We start from the raw sequence: 16,553 nt of genomic DNA, 5'->3' as shown, positions 1-16,553 counted from the left end.
CCCTTGTGCGGATCTGGTTTGCCTACGTGTGCAAAGTAGAACCTGTTTGCACACGTAGGCAAGCCCTAGACTGAAGCGACACGCGAGAATCGGGAGGACGCCGGTGGCGGCGACGTTGCGGGACGTGGCACGGCATGCGCAGGTCTCCCTGCGCACGGTCAACAACGTCGTCAGCGGGTACCAGCACGTCAGCGAGGCGATGCGCCGCAAGGTGCACCAGGCCATGGAGGAGCTGGACTACCGGCCCAACCCGATTGCCCGCACGCTGCGCACCGGCCGCACGGGCGTCCTCGCGCTGGTCGTCCCCGAGATCGACGTGCCCTACTTCGCCGAGCTGGCGCGCGAGGTGATCAACGCGGCCGCCGGCATCGGCTACCGGGTGATCGTCGACCAGACCGGTCACGACCACGACCGCGAGCGCCGTCTCCTCACCGGTGCCGACCGCACCATGCTGTTCGACGGTCTGCTGTTCAGCCCGCTGGTCACGCCCGCCGAGCTGCAGGAGATGCAGGACAGCCCGGTCGTCCCGCTGGTGCTGCTCGGTGAGCACGACTTCGACGGGCGCTACGACCACGTGGCCATCGACAACGAGCAGGCGGCGTTCGACGCGGTGAGTCATCTGGTCGCGATCGGCCGCCGCCGCATCGCCGCGATCGGGGTGCAGCCGCAGGAGAGCTACGCGACGCCGCAGCAGCGCACGGCCGGTTTCCAGCGGGCGCTGGGCGACGCCGGCCTGCCCATGGAGGCCCGTTACCTGCAGGCCGCGCCGCACTACCGCCGGGCGGCGGGTTACGCCGCGGCCCAGGAGCTGCTGGCGCTGCCCGAGCCGCCCGACGCCATCTTCTGCTACGCCGACCTGCTCGCGATGGGCGCGGTACGAGCGGTTTTCGACGCCGGGCTGAGGGTGCCGGACGATGTCGCGGTGATCGGGATCGACGACATCGAGGAGGGCCGGTACTCGCGCCCGACCCTGAGCACCGTCTCGCTCGACACCCCGCAGATCGCCCTGGAGGCGGTGCGGCGGGTGGCTTCACGGATCGACGAGCCCGGGCAGCCGGCGCTCCAGATCACGGCGGCGCACTCGGTGCTCGTGCGCGAGAGCACCGGCGGCGCCTGATCGGTCAGGGCACTCGCTGGAGCTCCGTCGGGGCCTGACGGCTGATCCCGGCCCGGCGCCGGTCGGCGTCGTGCTTGAGGGTGAAGGCCCCCCAGGAGCAGCCGGTCGCCGTGATCAGGCAGAGCGCGCCGACGACGAGCCCGGGCGTCGACCCGGCCATCAGGCCGCGCAGCACGAACTCGCTCACGCCGAGGCAGAGAAAGCCCAGGCCGATGATCTGAAACGCTCGGTAGCCCGCCATGTGCCGCCCCTTGACCGCGTCGCCCTACTGAACAGTTCACCCAGGAAACCAGCTCAGGAGCCTCCTGTCATCAAGGGAAAACCCATGAATGGCAGCCGTTTTGGTGCGCGCCTAGGCGTTGTCGGCGGTTGCAGAGTCTGACCGTGTGTGTGCACGCCTTGCATTCACCACGGTGGCTCGGTGCCTGGGAGGCCCTGACAGGGCCTGCCGGGGGCCCACCGGCCCGGCCTACCGTGAGGGCCGTGAGCACCGACACCGGCCAGGTCACCGTCATGACCCCCGCCCGGACCCTCGTCTTCGCGACCGCCGCCGCCCTCGCGGTCGGCAACCTGTACCTGGCCCAGCCCCTGGTCGAGGTCATCGCCGCGTCCCTCGGCGTCCCCGGCCCCAGCGCCGGGATCCTGGTCACCGTGACCCAGATCGGGTACGCGCTCGGCATCTTCCTCGTCGTCCCCCTCGGCGACTCGCTCGACCGGCGCCACCTCGTGCCGCTCGTCCTGACGCTCTCGGCCCTCGCCCTGGTCGGCGCGAGCCTCGCGCCCACCTTCGGGGTGCTCCTGGCCGCCCTGGGGGCCGTCGGGCTGAGCACCGTCTCGGCCCAGCTGCTCACCCCGCTGGCCAGCGAGCTGGCCGATCCCGGGCGCAGAGGACGCGTGGTCGGCGCGGTGGCCTCCGGCGCCCTGGTGGGGATCCTCCTGTCCCGCACGGTGGCCGGCGTCGTCGCCGACCTCCTCAGCTGGCGGGCCATCTACGCCGTCGCGGCGCTCGGCGCGATCGTCTCGGCCGCCGCGCTGCGGGCCGCGATCCCGCCGCTCGGGCCCCGCGACCGCATGCCCTACCCGGCGCTGCTGCGATCGGTCTTCACCACGGTCGCGCAGCACCGCGCCGCGCTGCCCACCCTGCTCGTCTGCGCGTCCTCGTTCGCCGTGTTCTCGCTGTTCTGGACCGCACTGACGTATCTCCTGACCGCACCGCCGTTCTCGTACACCGTGACCCAGATCGGGCTGGTCGGCCTCGCGGGCCTGGCCGGGGCCCTGGGCGCCCGGCGCGCCGGCGTCCTGCACGACCGCGGCTGGTCGGTGCCCGCCACCGGCACCGCCCTGGGCGTGCTGGCCCTCTCCCTCGCCGGAGCGTGGGCCGCCCGCGACTCCATCCTCGCGCTGCTGGTCGTGGTCGTCGTGCTCGACATCGCCACCCAGACCGTGCTCGTACTCGGGCAGACCCGCCTCTTCGCCCTGCCGGGAACGGCCCGCAGCCGGCTCAACACCGCCGTCGTCGTGAGCAACTTCCTCGGCGGCGCCGTCGGTTCCGTGATCTCCGGGCCCCTGTGGGCGGCGGGCGGGTGGACGGCCGTCGTGCTCGCCGCGCTCACGATCAACCTGGCCGGTCTGCTCGTGTGGGGTGCGGGCCGACGGCGGCTGGCGGATGCGACGTGAACCTGCCGGCCCGCCCGGCGAGGCGTCGTGGACGCGGGTGCTTCAGGAGCGCGGCAGCGCCTCCGTCAACGCGCCCGGACGCCCCGACAGCATCCGCGTGACCACCAGCGCCGCCACCGTTTCCGCCGCCAGCAGCCCGACCAGCACCAGCAACTGCACCCGCCCGGCCTCCAGCGGCGTGGCCCCACCCAGCAGCAGACCCACGAAGGCACCCGGCAACGTCACCAGCCCCACGTTGCGCGTCTGGTCGAGCGCCGGCACCAGCGCCCGGCCGGCCGCGGTGCGGGCGAGCTCGGCCAGCGCCTGACGATACGTCGCGCCCAGGGCCAGCCAGCCCTCCACCTCGCTCCAGTGCGCACGGGTGTCGTCACGAAAACGCTGCCCGGCCACCGTCGTCGCGGTCATCGACCCACCGACCAGCTGCGCGACGAAGGGGACGGCCGTGGTCGCGTCGAACTCCAGCGCCCGGCAGGCGAAGATGATCAGCGCGCTCACCCCGGCACCGCACGCGATCGCCAGCACCGCCGGCGCCAGAGCCTCCCGCCCGGGCGCGATCCGCCGCGCCGAGGTCCAGCTCGCCACCCCCAGCATCAGCAGCAGGTACAGCGGCGCCAGCACCGGTGTCCGGATCACCACCGCGATGACCGCCCCCACCACCATCAGCTGCACCAGCGCCCGCGACGTCGCCGTCAGCACCGCGCGTGGCTGACCCGTGCCGATCCACCGGCCCAGCCCACCGGCCACCGCCACCAGCAGCACCAGGGCCACGGCCAGCGAGATCGCGGCGCTCACGCCTTCCTCCAGGTCAGGATCCACAACAGGTAGATACCACCCAGTGCCGCGTTGACCAGCCCCACCGGAGTCCCGGGCGTCAGCCCGGGCTGGTCGCCGACTCGATCAGCTCGACCGTGGCGCGCGGATCGGGGACCTCGATGACCAGTCGGTCGTAGCGTTCACCGGTGAGCTGGATGACGACCACCCGGCTGCGGTCGCGCACGTCCCAGAACACGCGCTCGCCGTGGCGGTAGAAGGTTCCCAGCGCGATGACGCCGGGGACGTGAGTTCCGGGAGCCCGCAGGCCTTTCGGCTCTCCGGCGGCGCCAGGGTCGATGGTCGCGCCCCGCACGTGGGTGAGGGGGATCGTGAAGCCCCGCGACAGGGAAAGGATCTGGCGCCATCCCGTGATCTCGACGATCACATGGTCGGGGGTGAGTCGGATCGTGGCCACGGTGACCTCCAAGAGGGTTGTCAGGTAACGGATGGGGGACGCGTCGGTGGGGTCTCGAGGCCCGCCCGGGCCCGCACGCGGCGGCCCAGGGCGGTGGCCGTGGTTGCGGCCCCGAGGTGCGCGTCCAGCCCGGTCAGGGCCCGGGAGATCAGGCTCGCGACCTCCGTGTCCACCGGCGCGCGTTCGACGGCGGCGAACAGGAGCAGATCGAGGCGGCCCGCCTCGATCGCCTCGATGGCGGCCTCGGCCTGCGTCAGGGGTGTCACGTCCTGCTCGACGTGACGGCGCAGCGCGGCCAGGTACAGGCCCCGCTTGCTGCCGAAGGTCTTGTAGAGGCTGTTGCGGTGCACGCCCAGGTGGGTGACCAGGTCGTCCACCGACACCGAGTCGTAGGCGCGGCTCGCGAACAGGGCCACCGCCGAAGCGATCACCTCGTCCTCGTCGAAGCTGCGGGGGCGTCCCATGGCCCCGAGCCTGCCAGTTGAGGAACGATCGGTCAAGAACGACCGTTCCTGAATGACACCCGATCCGCGCCGGCCGACCGCCCGGGCTGAGGCGCTCCGGCGTCCGGCCCCTGGGTAGGGTGCGGGAATGCGCAGGCTGCCGGGATACCGGGACCACAACCGGGGCCTGGTTCTGGCTGCCCTGCAGGAGGTGTCGGGCCTGACCCGGGCCGAACTGGTGCGCACCACCGGTTTGTCCCGCACGACCGTCCTGGGCATCGTGTCCGAACTGCTCGACGAGGGTGCGGTCGTCGCCCAGGACGTGCTGCACGACGACGCGGCGCAGGGGCCCGGCCGTCGTCCCCAGATGTTCTCGGTCACCCGGACCCCCGGCCTGGGGCTCGCCATCGACATCGGCAACCAGCACCTGAGCGTCGCCCTGGCCGACGGCTCCGGGCGGATCGTGGCGCACGCCCGCGACGAGATCGCCATCTCCCTGAGTGCCCGCGAGACCGTGGCCCGGGTGGCGAAGCTGTCGCGCCTGGTGGTCAGGCAGGGAGGTATCGGCCTGCCCGAGTGCGTGGGGGTCACGGCCGGGGTCCCGGAGCCGGTCAACCGGGCCGGTGACGTGGCCCGCTCCCAGGCGAACGCGCGCTGGAGCGGCACGAACCCGGCACAGCTGATCGCCCGCGCGCTGGGGGAGGACATCCGCGTCTCGGTCGAGAACGACGTGAACCTGGGGGCTCTCGGCGAGACCCGGTTCGGTCGCTACCGCGGCGAGAAAGACGTTCTCTACGTGAAGGTCTCGCACGGGGTCGGGGTCGGCATCATGGTCGACGGGCGGCTGGTGCGGGGCTCGGACGGGCTGGCCGGGGAGATCGGTCACACCCGGGTGCGCGAAGACGGTGTGGTGTGCCCGTGCGGCAACCGCGGGTGTCTCTACACCCTGGTCACCGGGCAGTACCTGTCCAGCCTGCTGGCGACGGTCACGGGGGACCCGAACCTCGGCACGGTCGGTCTGGCCCGGCTGGGCAGCGCCCGGCACCCGGGTGCGGCCCGGGTGCTGAGGGACGCGGGGTCGGAGGTCGGAGCGGCGGTCGCCTCCCTGGCGAACGCCCTCAATCCCGGCCTGGTCCTGCTCGGCGGGGTGCTGGCACGCAGCGGGCCCTGGGTGCTGGAGGGCTTCGCCTCGGCCATCGCCCGGTACGCCGAACCGCAGGTGTCGGCGTCGCTGCGCATCGAGCGGGGCACGCTCGAGGGCCGGGCGGAGCTGTTCGGTGCCGTCGCCATCGCGACCGGCATGGCTCCGGGGCGGATGGCCCCGGCCTCCGGAGCCTGAGCCGCCCACCGGCCGCCCGCCGGCCGCCCACCGGCCGCCCGCCGGCCGCCCACCGGCCGCCCACCGGCCGCCCACCGTCCGCCCGCAGGTAGATTGGCGGGGTGGACGAGAGCCGAAAAACCGCGGCGAGACTGCTGTCGGCCGACACGTTCGGGCGCACCTGCCCCAGCCGGAAGGTGCTCGACCAGGTGACCAGCCGCTGGGGCACGCTGGTGCTGGCCGTGCTGGTGACCGGGCCGCACCGGTTCGCCGCGATCCGTGACGAGGTGGGCGGCATCAGCGAGAAGATGCTGTCGCAGACGCTCAAGCAGCTGGTGCGGGCCGGGCTCGCCGATCGTTCGGTGGACGCCTCGGTGCCGCCCCAGGTCACCTACACGCTGACCGAGATGGGCACCGACCTGGCGACGCCGCTCTACCAGCTCGTGCGGTGGGTCGGGTTGCACAACGGCGAGCTGGAGGCCGCCCAGCGTCAGTACGACGCGCGGACGGGCTGACCGTCCGGTTAGCCCCGGAGACAAAAGTGCGTACTTCCTGAACCGGCGCGCCCTTTCTACGGTGATGAGGACCCGAACGGAACTCACCGCAGGAGAAGGACGCATGACCAAGCTCGACGGGAAGATCGCCGTGATCACCGGGGGTACCTCGGGAATGGCGCTGGAGACCGCGGCCCTGTTCGCCGCGAACGGCGCCCACGTCTACATCACCGGCCGGGACAAGACCCGGCTGGACCGGGCCGTCGCCGGGCTCGAGGCGGCGCACCCGGGGTCGGTGACCGGGGTGCAGGCGGACTCCGGGGTGCCGGCCGACCTGGACGCGCTCTTCCGCACAGTCGCGGAGAAGCACGGCCGGGTGGACGTTCTGTACGCCTGTGCCGGGATCGGGAGCCTGAGCGAACCGCTCGAAGAGGTCACCGGGGCGTCCTTCGACGAGGTGTTCGCCGTCAACGTGCGGGGCACGCTGCTCACCGTGCAGAAGGCCCTGCCGCTGATGGGTGCGGGAGGCTCGATCGTGCTCAACGGCAGCGGTGGCTCGGTGCGCGGGGTGCCCGGCTCGACGGTGTACGCGGCGAGCAAGGCGGCGCTGCGCTCGTTCGTCCGGGTCTGGACCGCGGAGTGGGGTCCGCGTGACCTGCGGGTCAACCTGCTGAACCCGGGCCCGATCGCGACCGACGTGGTGAACCGGATCCCGGCGGGCGTGATCGAGCAGATCGTGAACGGGGTGCCCGCGGGCCGGATGGGCCTGCCCTCCGAGATCGCCTCCGCCGTGCTGTTCCTGGCCTCGGACGACTCCCGTTTCGTCCGGGGCAGCGAGCTTTTCGTGGACGGCGGGTTCGCGCAGGTCTGAGTCTCCCTGATCGTCGTCGGTCGTCATCGACCGGGCAGCCGGGCTCCCGGTTCCGGCCACTCCAGGACCTCGATGCGACCCAGCGCGGCCTGGGTGACGTACAGCGAGCGGTGTCCCGGTCCGCCGAAACAGACGTTGGTGACGTCGATGTCGTCCATCGGGCGGCGTTCCTGCAGCCGGCCGTCGGGACCGACCACGAAGAGCGTGCCGGATCCGGTCCCGGCCACGACCAGGCGGCCGGAGGCGGTGAAACACAGGCCGTCGGGGAAGGATTCGTCACCCAGCTCGCTCCACACCTCGGCGGGGCCGAGCCGGCCCGGGCCGAGGATCTCGTGGCGCAGCAGGCGCCCGGTACCGGTCTCCCCGACGATCAGGGCCCGCTCGCCGGGAACCAGGGCCAGGCCGTTGGGGAAGGACAGGCCGGTGGCGACGGGGACGGCGACCTCGTCCGGTCCGGCGTAGCAGAGGCGGCCGGGCGGTGAGGCGGCGGCCGGGGCGGATCCGGTGGGGTCGCGCCGCGCCCAGACCGGGTCGGTGAACCACAGGCCGCCCTCGGCGTCGAAGGCCAGGTCGTTGGGCGAGTTCAGCGGCTGCCCGCCGGAGGTCGCGGTGATGACGTCGGTGACCGAGCCGTCGGCCTCCAGCCGCTGGATCAGCCCCGGCCCGCCGCCCAGGCCCGGGCGGTGGCCGGTGGAGGCGTTCGGCCCCCAGTTGCCGCCGTTGTTGCACCACCACAGGCGTCCCCGGTGGTCGAACGCGGCGCCGTTGGGCGAGCCGGGAACCTCGGCGACGACGACCTTCTCGCCGTTCACGACCTTGCCCACGCATCCGCCCGCCAGCTCGACGAAGTGCAGCACGCCCGCGTCGTCGAAGCACGGCCCCTCGGGGTAGGCGAGCCCCTCGACCAGGACGCTCACAGCGAGCCGTCCTTGTACCGGCGCAGCGCGTCGACCATCACCCCGTCGCCCGTCACCTCGTCGGCCAGGACGTCGGTCCAGTGGTACACCGAGACCCCGTCCGCGCCCCCGGCCGCGACCCCGCTGAGCGCGGCGGCGAACTCCTGCGGCGGCAGGTAGGGCGAGCGGCCCCGGTCGTGGTGGGGCGGGTCGGTGTAAGCGGCCGTGGTCTGGATCGAGGCCAGCAGCGTGCCCTTCACCGAAGGCCGCAGCTCGTGCAGGATCTCGGGGATCCAGGTCTGCGGGTCCCGGGCCAGGATCTGGTGGTAGACCATCGTCTCGACGTGCTCGGCGTGCTGCGAGATCGCGCCCAGGTCCTGCCCGAGGATCTCGTGGGCCAGGTTGCCGCGGTCGTGGGCCGAGAACGCGACGCCGTTGATCATGATCTCGGTGCCGGGCCGGGCCCGCACCGCCGAGGCCTGGATCGTGGCCACGGCGTCGGTGATCACGTCGCACTTCCACCGCGTCCACTCCTGGCGCAGTTCGTTCGTGATGTAGCGCGCGGTCTCGATCGCCGGGCCGGCCGGCAGCTCGATGCCGGTGTCTTCGGTGAACCGCTCGAGACTGTCCGGGGAGAAGCAGTACTCGACGATGTCCTCTCGCCGCACCACCGGCGTCCAGGCCTCCCAGAAGTTCGGGAAGCGGATGAAGAGCAGGAAGACGCCGTCGGGTTGGTAGGCGCTGACCGCCTTCTCGACCGTCTCGGCCCGCTCGGCCAGGTAGGAGCGGCTGGTCGGGCTGGCGCCCAGGTACCAGTCGAACGGCGACATCACCCGGCCGTCGTCACCGACCGGGCGCAGCCGCGGGTCGCGGGCGTTGGCCTCCGGGTGGAAGAACACCGAGCTCGACTCGAACACCCGGATCCCGTTCTCACGCAGGCGGTCCCGGAAACGCACGTCGTCGTAGTCCGCGGTGGGCGGGGCCTGGTCGACGTCACTGGTCGGCAGCGGGTCCAGCGAGTTCTGGATCAGTGCCCAGTCCACGCCGTGCGCGGCCATCCGGTCGGCGGCCTGCACGTCCGAGAGCCCGTAGCGGGTGTGCCACTCGTAGCCGTAGCACTTCACGGCGACGACGGGTGCGGCGACAGGCATGTCAGTTCTCCTTGGTGCTGCTCATGGCAGCCAGTAGCGTGGCCCGGTCCAGCTCGGCCGCCGGACGGTCGGCGGTGATCCGGCCGTTGACGAAGACCAGCACGCGATCGGCCAGTTCGAGGGTCTCGTCGAGGTCGTCGGAGATCACCAGGACACCGGCGCCGGACTCGGCCAGCTCGAAGACCCGGGCGTGCAGCTCGGCCTTGGCGCCGATGTCGACCCCGGCCGTGGGCTGGTCGAGGATCAGCAGTTTCGGGTCGGCCGCCACGGCCCGCCCGAGCAGGACCTTCTGGGCGTTGCCGCCGCTGAGGTTCGCGACCGGGCGGTTCGGGTCGGGGGGACGCACGTCGAACTGGCGGATGGTGCCGGCCACCAGTTTCCGGCGCTCGCCCCGGCGCACGAAGCCGGCGGTGCTCAGGTGGGTGCTCAGCGCCGTCATCTCGATGTTCTGGGTGACGGTGCCGGTCAGGACCAGGCCGTTGACCTTGCGGTCCTCGGGGATCATCAGCAGCCCGCTGCGCGCGGACGTCATCGGGCTACGCCGCCGCAGGTCGCGCCCGGCGAGCCGGACCCCACCGGCCGCCGCCACGTCCCCGACGATGGCCCGGGCCAGGCGGGTGCGGCCGGAGCCGACCAGCCCGGCCAGGGCCACGATCTCGCCGGAGCGCACGCTCAGGCTCACCGGTGGGCGTCCCCGCACGGCCAGGTCGCTGATCGTCAGCATCTCCGGGCCGGGCGTGCGGACACCGGCGTGCCGCCGCCGGACCTCGGCCTCCTCCTCGCCCACCAGCAGGCGGGCCAGGGAGTCGGCCGTGGTGTCGGCGGAGGGCAGCCGCCGGGTCACCCGGCCGTCCCGCAGGACGGTGATGTTGTCGGTGACCTCGGCCACCTCGTCGAGGAAGTGGCTGATGTAGATGATGCTCATGCCCTGCGCGGCCAGCGATCTCATCGTGACGAAGAGCTGCTCGCGCTCGGCCGGGGCCAGGCGCGCGGTCGGTTCGTCCATGACGAGGATCCGCGCGTCCCGGGCCAGGGCCCGCACGATCTCGGTCTGCTGCTGCGCGGCGACGCCGAGCGAGCGGACGGGCGTGCGCATGGGCAGTCGCATCCCGAACCGCTCGGCCTCGGCGGCCGAGCGGCGCACCAGCGCCCCGTGGTCGATGAACCGGCCGCCCAGGCGGGTGGGTTCGCGTCCGAGGGCGATGTTGTGGGCCACGTCGAGGTCGGGGATCAGCGAGAAGTCCTGGTAGACCACGGCCACGCCGTGTGCCAGGGACTCCTTGGGCGAGGCCAGGTCCACGCGGGTGCCGTCGAGGTCGACGGTGCCCGTGTAGTCGGGGTAGACGCCGCCGAGAACCCGCATCAGGGTGCTCTTGCCGGCGCCGTTGTGCCCGATCAGGCCGTGGATCTCCCCGGCGCCGATCTCGAGGTCGACGCCGTGCAGCACCTCGATGCCGCCGAAACTCTTGCGGATGCCCCGCATGTGGAGCATCGGGTTGCCCGTCATCATTCGCCCCAGGCGGCCGGGACGTCGTCGACGTTCTCCTGGGTGACGACCGGCATGTCGATGTACGCCTCCGGCCGAGGGACCTCGGACTCCTTGCCCTGCAACCAGTTCACCGCGTAGGTGATGGCGTTGACACCCTGCGGGGCCGGGTCCTGGTCGACCGTGCCGTAGACCGAGCCCTCGACGATGGCGTCGCGCACGTCGGCGGGGTAGTCGCCGATGATGAACTTCACGTCCTTGCGGTTGTTGCCGAACGCGTACTTGGCGCCGGTGACGCTCTCGGGTCCCTGACCCACGACGGCGTCGAGCTGTCCCGAGGGGTACTTGCTGAGGAAGTCCTGGGTGACGGCCAGGGCCTTGGCGTTGTCCCAGTCGGCGGCCTGCGTGGCGACGACCTTGATACCCGGGTAGTCGCCGAGGGCGTCCTCGAATCCCTGCTGGCGCTCGATCTGCGCGGAGGTGCCGAGCTTGCCGGTGATGTAGGCGACCGTGCCCTTGCCGTCCAGCGCCTTGGCGAGCAGCTCGCCCTGGTGGTGGCCGAACTCGACGTCGTCGACGCCGACGTAGGTGACGAGCTCGGCGCCGTCGGAGGTGTCGGCCTTGGTGTTGACGGCCATCACCGGGATGTTCGCGGCGTTGGCCTGGCGGATGGCCGGCACGATGCCCTTGGGGTCGCTCGGGCTGATCAGGATCATGTCGTACTGCTGCGTGACGAACTGCTGCACGACGGCGATCTGCTGGGCGAGGTCGCCGTTGCCGCTCTGGATGTCGAGGTCGGCGCCCATCGAGTCGGCCGTCTCGTTGGCCTTGGAGATCAGGTTCGAGTAGAAGGGCACCGAGGTGTCCCAGATCATGTAGCCGATCCTGAGGTCACCGGAACCACCGGCGCCGGTGGAGGAGTCGCTGGAGCACGCGGTGAGAGCGGTGACGGCGGTGAGGGCGACGCCGGCTGCGAACACACGCCTACGGATGTTCTGCATTTTCTGACTCCTGTGTCAAAAGGGCTGGTGCGGGGACGTTTCAGCGCTGCGCGCGGCGCTTGCGCTGGTAGCTGTCGATGCCGACGGCGCCGAGGATGACCAGGCCGCTGACGACGGGCTGCCAGTAGGCCGAGACCCCGGTCAGGTTCAGCGCGTTGGCGATGACGCCGAGCAGGAGCGTGCCGAGCACGGCCCAGCCGACCTTGCCGGAACCGCCGGACAGCGGCACACCGCCGACGACGACCGCGGCGATCGCCGAGAGCGGCCACGTGGTGGCGCTGTTGGGCTGCCCGATGCCGGTCTGGCCGAGCAGGATGATGCCGGCCAGGGCGGCCAGCAGAGCACCGATCCCGTAGGTGACGACGATGACGAACGGGACGTTGATACCGGCCAGGCGGGCGGCGGCCGGGTTGCCGCCGACGGCGTAGATGTGGTGCCCGAACCGGCTGAAGCGCAACAGGATCCAGACCAGCAGGACGGTCCCGACGAAGAACAGCAGGGCGATCGGGACCGGCCCGATCTTGCCCAGGCCGAGTTTCGTGAACTCGGGCGGCACCCCGTACACCGGCTTCGCCTTGGTGGCCACGTAGAGGGCGCCGTTGACGACGGTCTGGGTGCCCAGGGTGACCACGAACGGGCTCATGCCCAGACCGGCGATGAAGAAGCCGTTGAGCAGGCCCACGCCGAGCCCGGCGAGCAGGGCCACGACGATGCCGACCGTGGTGTTCACGTGCACGATCAGGACCGCGGCGACGACCGAGGACATCGCGCCGACCGCTCCGACCGACAGGTCGAAGCCGCCCAGGATGATCATGAGAAGCATGCCGCAGGCGACGATCCCGATGATCGAGTTCTGCTGCAGCACGTTCGAGATGTTCCCGACGTTCCCGAACGCGGGCGTCGAGACCAGGAGGATCAGGACGAGCAGGGCGAAGATCCCGAGCAGCAGGACGCTCGATCCTCGCGCTCGCATCGCCGTCAGGAGTTCGTTCCAGCGGCCGGTCCCGCCGGCGCTGGCATGGGTGGAAGCCAAGGTCTACCTCGCTCTTCGTCAGTGAAGCGAGGCACATCCCACGACACGGCCCGGAGTTGTGTCAATTACCGGACCAAGTCTTCTTCAACAATAGATCGGAGTTTGGACTTAACCGGCCAGGAAAGGGTTCTCACCGCCTGCCCGAGGTCCGGTGGCCGACCAGGGCCGGGCCGCGGGCGCGCTCGTCATTGGTCGTGGTCTTGACCGTTTCCGGCCTCCCGGCCGGGTGCCGGCGTCGATCCTCCGCGGCACCGTCGTCCGTGTCCCGTCTAAACTGCGTGACCGGCCGGAATTGAGCCGCTGTGGTGTTCCCGGCGGGAGGGAGGCGCAAATGTCCCGCAAACCACTCGAATTCACCCTCGACGCCCATCCTGGCGCCTCGTCCCCGCACAGGGATCTGCCCACCGAACTGGCCCGGTACGTCCAGGCCTTTCCCCGCGTCAGCCGCGACTCCCTGCGCTTCCTGTGGCGCGACGGCAGCGTCTGGCTGGCCGTGCAGCTCGTGCGCCGGGCCGCCGACGGGGGCGAGCGCGTCATCGTGCGGGCCGCCGAGGTCGACCTGCCGCGCGGGGTCACGGTGCGCGAGGTCGACGTGCTGACCCTGCTGGCCCTGGGCCTGACCAACCAGGGCATCGCCGAGCGACTGGGCACCAGCTCCCGCACCGTCTCGACCCAGATCGAGCGCCTGCTCGACAAACTCGACCAGGAGACGCGCGGCGGCCTGGCCGCGCTGGCCGTCGACACCGGTCTGCTGTGCCTGCCGGTGCCCGGTGGGGCGGGCCCGATCCCGACCATCGGCATCGTCGAGCTCGAGATGGCCGCGTCCGGGCGGCGTCCCGCGCCGGCCGAGCCGCTGTTCCCCCGCTACCCGGGCAAGATGCCGCTCAAGGTCGGGGTCCTGCTCCCGGTCGCCGCGGCCGCCGCCGACGGCGAGGAGGTGCTGCAGGGCGCCACTCTCGCGGTCGAGGAGCTGAACTCCTCGGGCGGGATCTCCGGGCGGCGCCTGGAGCTGGTCACGGCTGAGGTCGACGTGTTCAGCCGCGACAGCGTGCAGCGGGGCCTGGTGCGGCTGTTCGGTGAGGAGGTCGACGCGATCACCACGAGCTACGGCAACGGGCAGGACGCCGAGGACATCGACCTGGTCGCCGAGTACGGCCGCCCGTTCCTGCACACCGCCACGTTCGACGAGCAGGTCCGCCTCGCCGAGGCCGATCCGCGGCGTTACGGGGCGGTGCTGCAGACGTGCGCGTCCGAGACCTCCTACGGGCTGGGACTGATCCGGCTGCTGGGCGACCTGCAGACGCGTTCCCTGTTCGTGCCGCGCAACCGCCGGCTGGTGAGCGTCGAGGCCGACACCATGAGCACACGCGTCACCAATGACGTCTTCGTGGCGGCGGCCGAGCGCGCGGGCTGGAGCCTGCACGAGGTGATCCGGGTCCCGGTCGGGTCGACCGACTGGCCGGCGGTCGTGCGCCGCCTGCTGGCGGCCGACCCCGAGGTCGTGATGCTGACTCACTTCCTGGCCCCGGAGGTCACGGCGTTCCAGCGGGAGTTCCTCGCCAGCGGCCTGGAGTCGCTGGTGTACGGCGTGTACGGCCCCTCGATCCCCGACTTCCAGGACTCGATCGGCCCGGGGGCCGACGGGGTGATCTGGTCCACGACCACGGGAACCTACGACGACGTGCTCGGCCGCCGCTTCCGGGGCCAGTTCGCGGCGCGGTTCGGCCGGCCCGCGGGCTGGTCGCAGGCGGGGGCGGCGTACGACCAGGTGCGGCTGCTGGCCTCGGCCTGGGCGGCCACCGGGGTGCGGGACGCCCGCGACGTGGTCGGCTACCTGCGGCGCTGGCCGCACCGGGGCGTCAACGGCGTCTACTACTTCGGCGAGGCCAGCCAGTCCACGCTGTCCTACCCGGACGCCACGCCCGACGCCTCGATGGGGCAGGCGCACATGATCTACCAGATCCAGGCCGGGCAGCACCGGCCGATCGCCCCCGAGCCGTTCGGCTCGGCCGCGACCTTCCGGTTGCCGCCCTGGCGGACCCGCTGACGCCGCTCAGGCGCCCGTGACGTGGTCGGTGGACAGCGACAGGTGCTCCCAGGCGGCCAGGTCCTCGTCGACGGCCGCACGCCCGGCCCGCACCACGCGCAGGGCGTCCGGGCCGAGAACGAGGTGACGGGGCGGCCGGGGCACGTCCAGGACGTGCAGCACCGCGGCGGCGGCGCGGGCGGGGTCGCCGGGCTGACGTCCGCTGGCCGCGGAGCGGGCCTGGCGGATGGGCGTGAACAGGTCGTCGTAGTCGCTGACGGTGCGCGGGGCCCGGGTCATCGAGCGCCCGGCCCAGTCGGTGCGGAACGAGCCGGGGGCCACGGCCGTGACGTGGATGCCGAAGCCGGCGACCTCCTGGCCCAGCGACTCCAGGATGCCCTCGAGCGCGAACTTGCTGCCGCAGTAGGCCGAGACACCCGGGAAGCCGGCCAGCCCTCCCATCGAGGTGACGCCCAGGACGTGCCCGCGGCGCCGCTGCCGCATGAACGGCAGCACGGCCTGGATCGTGGCGGCGGCGCCGAAGACGTTCGTGGCGAACTGGGCGCGCAGCACCGAGAGGGGGGTCTCCTCGAAAGGGCCCTCCACGCCGTAGCCCGCGTTGGCGAGGAGAACGTCCACCGGCCCGACGTTCTCCTCCACTTCGGCGGCCAGCGCGAGCACGGCGTCCTCGTCGGTGACGTCGAGCACGCGGGCGTGGGCGCGGTGCGGGTGCAGCCGGGTGAACGCCGCGGGGTCCCGGCGCACCGTTCCCACCACGGTGTGCCCGGCCTCCAGCGCCGCGACGGCCAGGGCCCGGCCGAGTCCGGAGCTGACGCCGGTGATGAGCATGGTCTTGTTCGTCATGCTGCCAGCCTCGGCCCGGCGGCGGGGGACAGCCAGGACGGGGTCTTCCGGGACCTGGCGCACCCAGGCTGATCGGGCCGGCCCCACCTAGCATCGGGGGATGACCGGTAACGACCTCGGGGAGTTCCTGCGTGCGCACCGATCCCGCCTGCGCCCGGGCGACGTGGGTCTGACCTCGTACGGTCCCCGGCGTGTGGCCGGACTGCGGCGCGAGGAGGTCGCCGTCCTGGCCGGGATGAACAGCGACTACTACGCCCGCCTGGAGCAGGGCCGCGAGCGGAGCCCGTCACCGCAGGTCGTGGAGGCGATCAGCGGCGCCCTGCGGATGAGTGACCAGGCCCGGGAGCACCTCTACCGGCTGGCGGGGGTGAGCCCGTCGACCCGGCGCACGCCCCGCGAGACGGTGAGCCGGCCGTTGCGCAACCTGCTCGACGCGCACGCGCACGCCCCGGCCTTCGTGCTGAACCCGGCCAAGGACTTCCTGGCGGGCAATGCCCTGGCGCAGGCGCTGTTCTCACCGTTCGCGGTCGTGGACAACCTGGCCCGCATGACTTTTCTCGACCCGGCGGCCGGGGCGTTCTTCGCGAACGGGGACACCTTCGCCCGGTCGGTCGTCGCGGGACTGCGCCAGGCGGCCGGGCTCGACCCGGAGTACGCCCGCCTGCGGGAGGTGGTGCACGAACTCGAGGGTGAGAGCGACGCGTTCGCCACGCTCTGGACGTCGCACGTCGTGCACGGCAAGACCGAAGACCCCATCGGGATCGAGCATCCCGACGTCGGGCCCCTCGCCCTGGTCTCCCAGTCCTTCGACGTGCGGGGCGCGGCCGGGCAGATCCTCGTGGTCCTCGGGCCCGAGCCGGAAAGCCCGAGCGCCCAGGCCCTGGTGCTGCTCGGCACCCTGCACGCCACCCGCGCCGCGCCGTGGTCGACGAAACGCGACTCGTAGCG

17 protein-coding genes are annotated in these 16,553 nt (G+C 72.1%); 7 read left to right on the top strand and 10 right to left on the bottom strand.

What is annotated here, in order from left to right; genetic code table 11:
- Positions 1–103 precede the first annotated feature (103 nt).
- A complete protein-coding gene (locus tag J2S57_RS29950; protein ID WP_370882517.1) occupies positions 104–1,117 on the top strand; it encodes a LacI family DNA-binding transcriptional regulator in 1,014 nt (337 codons plus the stop codon).
- 4 nt (positions 1,118–1,121) lie between these two features.
- On the opposite strand, the gene J2S57_RS29945 is transcribed toward J2S57_RS29950, so the two are convergent.
- Positions 1,122–1,358, bottom strand: a complete 237-nt coding sequence (locus J2S57_RS29945) for a hypothetical protein (RefSeq protein ID WP_307249247.1) — start codon at positions 1,356–1,358, stop codon at positions 1,122–1,124.
- A 242-nt stretch (positions 1,359–1,600) separates the two neighbouring features.
- Here J2S57_RS29945 and J2S57_RS29940 point away from each other — a divergent pair, with 242 nt between their 5' ends.
- Positions 1,601–2,794 (top strand): MFS transporter, encoded by a 1,194-nt coding sequence (locus J2S57_RS29940; protein ID WP_307249245.1) that lies wholly within the window; start codon positions 1,601–1,603, stop codon positions 2,792–2,794.
- A gap of 42 nt (positions 2,795–2,836) precedes the next feature.
- On the opposite strand, the gene J2S57_RS29935 is transcribed toward J2S57_RS29940, so the two are convergent.
- The 3 genes from J2S57_RS29935 to J2S57_RS29925 form a co-directional block, all read right to left on the bottom strand.
- Positions 2,837–3,586, bottom strand: coding sequence for an ABC transporter permease (locus J2S57_RS29935; protein ID WP_307249243.1), 750 nt, complete (start codon positions 3,584–3,586; stop codon positions 2,837–2,839).
- Between the two features lie 79 nt (positions 3,587–3,665).
- A complete protein-coding gene (locus tag J2S57_RS29930; RefSeq protein WP_307249241.1) occupies positions 3,666–4,022 on the bottom strand; it encodes a hypothetical protein in 357 nt (118 codons plus the stop codon).
- Positions 4,023–4,042: 20 nt separating this feature from the next.
- Entirely contained in the window at positions 4,043–4,486 is a 444-nt protein-coding gene (locus J2S57_RS29925) for a TetR/AcrR family transcriptional regulator (protein ID WP_307249239.1), read from the bottom strand.
- A gap of 127 nt (positions 4,487–4,613) precedes the next feature.
- On the opposite strand from J2S57_RS29925, the gene J2S57_RS29920 reads away from it, so the two are divergent.
- From J2S57_RS29920 to J2S57_RS29910, 3 genes are all read left to right on the top strand, one after another.
- On the top strand, positions 4,614–5,804 hold the full coding sequence (locus tag J2S57_RS29920) for an ROK family transcriptional regulator (RefSeq protein WP_307249237.1): 1,191 nt from the start codon (positions 4,614–4,616) through the stop codon (positions 5,802–5,804).
- A gap of 101 nt (positions 5,805–5,905) precedes the next feature.
- Positions 5,906–6,298 carry a winged helix-turn-helix transcriptional regulator gene (locus J2S57_RS29915; protein ID WP_307249235.1) on the top strand — a complete coding sequence of 131 codons (393 nt, stop codon included), beginning with the start codon at positions 5,906–5,908 and terminating at the stop codon, positions 6,296–6,298.
- 103 nt (positions 6,299–6,401) lie between these two features.
- Positions 6,402–7,148: an SDR family NAD(P)-dependent oxidoreductase gene (locus tag J2S57_RS29910; RefSeq protein ID WP_307249233.1), complete on the top strand. Its 747-nt coding sequence runs from the start codon at positions 6,402–6,404 to the stop codon at positions 7,146–7,148.
- A gap of 23 nt (positions 7,149–7,171) precedes the next feature.
- Here J2S57_RS29910 and J2S57_RS29905 read toward each other — a convergent pair whose 3' ends face one another.
- The 5 genes from J2S57_RS29905 to J2S57_RS29885 are packed head-to-tail and all read right to left on the bottom strand — an operon-like array spanning position 7,172 to position 12,715.
- Entirely contained in the window at positions 7,172–8,065 is an 894-nt protein-coding gene (locus J2S57_RS29905; protein WP_307249230.1) for an SMP-30/gluconolactonase/LRE family protein, read from the bottom strand.
- Positions 8,062–9,195, bottom strand: coding sequence for a hypothetical protein (locus J2S57_RS29900; RefSeq protein ID WP_307249228.1), 1,134 nt, complete (start codon positions 9,193–9,195; stop codon positions 8,062–8,064). The genes J2S57_RS29905 and J2S57_RS29900 overlap by 4 nt, the downstream gene beginning before the upstream one ends.
- 1 nt (position 9,196) lies before the next feature.
- Positions 9,197–10,705, bottom strand: a complete 1,509-nt coding sequence (locus J2S57_RS29895) for a sugar ABC transporter ATP-binding protein (RefSeq protein ID WP_307249226.1) — start codon at positions 10,703–10,705, stop codon at positions 9,197–9,199.
- Positions 10,702–11,682 carry a sugar ABC transporter substrate-binding protein gene (locus tag J2S57_RS29890; RefSeq protein ID WP_307249224.1) on the bottom strand — a complete coding sequence of 327 codons (981 nt, stop codon included), beginning with the start codon at positions 11,680–11,682 and terminating at the stop codon, positions 10,702–10,704. Before J2S57_RS29890 ends, J2S57_RS29895 begins: the two co-directional genes overlap by 4 nt.
- A gap of 40 nt (positions 11,683–11,722) precedes the next feature.
- Positions 11,723–12,715: an ABC transporter permease gene (locus J2S57_RS29885; RefSeq protein ID WP_307249222.1), complete on the bottom strand. Its 993-nt coding sequence runs from the start codon at positions 12,713–12,715 to the stop codon at positions 11,723–11,725.
- Between the two features lie 331 nt (positions 12,716–13,046).
- Between J2S57_RS29885 and J2S57_RS29880 the strand changes: the two genes are divergently transcribed.
- A complete protein-coding gene (locus J2S57_RS29880; protein WP_307249220.1) occupies positions 13,047–14,762 on the top strand; it encodes an ABC transporter substrate-binding protein in 1,716 nt (571 codons plus the stop codon).
- Between the two features lie 6 nt (positions 14,763–14,768).
- Here the strand turns inward: J2S57_RS29880 and J2S57_RS29875 are convergent, their stop codons facing one another.
- Positions 14,769–15,605, bottom strand: a complete 837-nt coding sequence (locus J2S57_RS29875; RefSeq protein ID WP_307249218.1) for an oxidoreductase — start codon at positions 15,603–15,605, stop codon at positions 14,769–14,771.
- A 100-nt stretch (positions 15,606–15,705) separates the two neighbouring features.
- On the opposite strand from J2S57_RS29875, the gene J2S57_RS29870 reads away from it, so the two are divergent.
- Positions 15,706–16,551, top strand: a complete 846-nt coding sequence (locus tag J2S57_RS29870; protein WP_307249216.1) for a helix-turn-helix transcriptional regulator — start codon at positions 15,706–15,708, stop codon at positions 16,549–16,551.
- Positions 16,552–16,553: the final 2 nt, after the last annotated feature.

The sequence above is a fragment of the Kineosporia succinea genome (assembly GCF_030811555.1).
Classification (GTDB): domain Bacteria; phylum Actinomycetota; class Actinomycetes; order Actinomycetales; family Kineosporiaceae; genus Kineosporia; species Kineosporia succinea.
Note: the sequence above shows the minus strand (reverse complement) of the source record. Positions and strands in the feature narration are given on the sequence as shown.